Origin of the sequence: Micromonospora sp. D75, from assembly GCF_018070405.1 — a bacterium.
Taxonomy (GTDB): Bacteria; Actinomycetota; Actinomycetes; order Mycobacteriales; family Micromonosporaceae; genus Micromonospora; species Micromonospora chalcea.
In genome coordinates this window covers 1-1,497 of the sequence record NZ_JAGPXV010000947.1, presented here as the reverse complement: position 1 = coordinate 1,497, position 1,497 = coordinate 1, and the positions used below count along the sequence as shown (strand labels likewise).

Here is a 1,497-nt window from a genome sequence, read left to right as displayed (position 1 = left end):
CGCCCAGGTCGTGCCCGGCCAGCGCCTGCGCGTGCGCGGCGTCGGCGAGCACCCCGGCGGCGCGCAGCCGGCGGAGGTACTCGGCGGCGATCTCGGGGCGCAGCCTGCCGTTCATCAGCGCCGGGAGGGCGCCGAGGCGGGTCAGCGCCAGGAACGACAGCACCATGTCGGCGGCCGTACCGGCCCAGACGGCGACCGGGTCGCGGGGGTTAACCCCGCGTTCGTGCAGCCAGGCCCCCCGGGCGGCGACCATCCGGTCGAGCCGGCCCAGGGTCAGCGGGGTCTCGGCCGGGTGGCCGTCGACCTCGGTGTCGAATGTGAGCCCCGGCCCGTCCGGGTCGGCGCCGTGGGCCAGCACCCGGGCGAGCACGTTGCCCGCGCCCAGTTCCGCGTCGGCTGCGAGCGCGCCGCGCAGTCCCTTCGTCCTCATTGACGTGTTCCCTCCCCCAGCAGCACCGCGGTCGCCTCGCCCGGCGTACCGTCCGGTGCCAGTTCGATCAGGATCAGCAACGCCTGTGCGGCGTCGCCGTCGTGCAGCAGCAGGTCCGCCTCGGCCTCCCCCTCGGCCCGCGGATCGCCGGTTGGGCTCAGGCACACCACCGGCCCGTCCAGTCCCCAGCGCGCTGCGACGTGCCCGGCCACGCTGTTCGGCACCGACTGGAAGAAGAACAGCGGCCCGATCCGGTCACCGGCGTCCACCGCGGCCCGGACGTGCGCCGCGCTGGCCGTGTCTCCGCCGGCGCTGACCAGCACCACCGCCGTACCGTTGCCCGGCGGCAGCGGCCCGGTGCCGTAGCGCCGCGCGAGGCACCGCTCGGCCACCGCCACCACGAGAGGCGCGAACGCCGAGTGCACAAACCCCGGCACCCCCGCCGGCCTCTCATCCCCGTCCTCGGGCCACCGCGCCTCCGCGTCGTTGCGCGATCTTGCGGTTGGCGCCCTCTCGGCGGGCGTTGTGCCCGTTTCGCCGGGGCCGGAAGTGCAAGATCGCGGAGGGCTGGGGGTGGAGGCGGTCATGAGGTGCTCACCAGGAGTGCGGTGTTGGCGCCGCCGAAGGCGGCGTTGAGGGTCAGGGCGTGCCCGGTGCGCGCGGGGCGGGGGGCGTCGCGGATGACGTCCAGCGGGCACTGCGGGTCCGGGCCGAGCCAGCCGGCGGTGACCGGCAGCTTGCCGTGCCGCAGGGCCAGCACGGTGACCAGCAGTTCCAGCAGCCCGGACGCCTCCAGCGCGTGCCCGTGCACCGACTTGGTGGAGCTGACCGGCAGCCGCCCGGCGTCGTCGCCGAACACCCGGGTCAGCGCCGCCGCCTCGGAGGCGTCGCTGAACGGGGTGCCGGTGGCGTTGGCGTTGACGTAACCGACCGCGTCCGGGGGCAGCCCGCCGCGGCGCAGCGCCGCCTCGACCGCCCGGGCCAGCCCCAGCCCCTCCGGGTGCGGCTGGCACGCGTGGTAGGCGTCCCCCGCCCGCCCCCACCCGGCCACCGTCGCCACCGTCGCG

At 76.6% G+C, this 1,497-nt stretch carries 2 protein-coding genes and 1 pseudogene; all 3 read right to left on the bottom strand.

Going from position 1 to position 1,497, the window contains the following annotated elements; translation table 11 throughout:
* Positions 1–430 (bottom strand): AMP-binding protein (locus KBX39_RS30970; RefSeq protein ID WP_210873944.1); only part of this gene is annotated, 430 nt, incomplete at its 3' end.
* Positions 427–867: a beta-ketoacyl synthase chain length factor gene (locus KBX39_RS30965; RefSeq protein WP_051610923.1), complete on the bottom strand. Its 441-nt coding sequence runs from the start codon at positions 865–867 to the stop codon at positions 427–429. The genes KBX39_RS30965 and KBX39_RS30970, both read right to left, overlap by 4 nt.
* Before the next feature lie 146 nt (positions 868–1,013).
* Positions 1,014–1,497, bottom strand: a pseudogene (locus tag KBX39_RS30960) (beta-ketoacyl-[acyl-carrier-protein] synthase family protein); the annotation flags it as partial.